This is a genomic window from Marinomonas transparens (assembly GCF_016463975.1).
GTDB classification, from domain to species: Bacteria; Pseudomonadota; Gammaproteobacteria; order Pseudomonadales; family Marinomonadaceae; genus Marinomonas; species Marinomonas transparens.
On the sequence record NZ_JAEMNX010000092.1, the window covers coordinates 1 to 339 of the forward strand.

1 protein-coding gene is annotated in these 339 nt (G+C 47.8%); it reads left to right on the forward strand.

The annotated features are described in order from the left end of the window. Positions 1 to 240 (forward strand): hypothetical protein (locus I8J31_RS20785; RefSeq protein WP_199470497.1); only part of this gene is annotated, 240 nt, incomplete at its 5' end. Between the last annotated feature and the right edge of the window lie 99 nt (positions 241 to 339).

Genomic DNA, 339 nt, shown 5'->3' on the forward strand with positions numbered 1-339 from the left:
GTACTCACCTTTATTTTACCCGTGGTTTACTTTTGCTTTATCGGTTTAAAAGGGGGCTTTGCGAGAGGGTTTCTGGCCAGACAAGCGGGCTTAACGGCCGACACATTAGGCATCCCCATGGTGTGGATTTCCATCTCTGTGCCAGTGGCGATGATCATTATTTTAATACATTTGGCTGCTCGTTGGGCCGAGCCCGCAGATGAACGCCCTAAAGAAGTGGATTCTGCTCAGCTAGATTAGATGTAATGGGTAGCTTGCAAACGCCTCCGAACATGGAGGCGCTTATGCAGGATCATTCAATGACTAAATGGGGCTCAATTTAAGGTAGGGCTTTCTCTT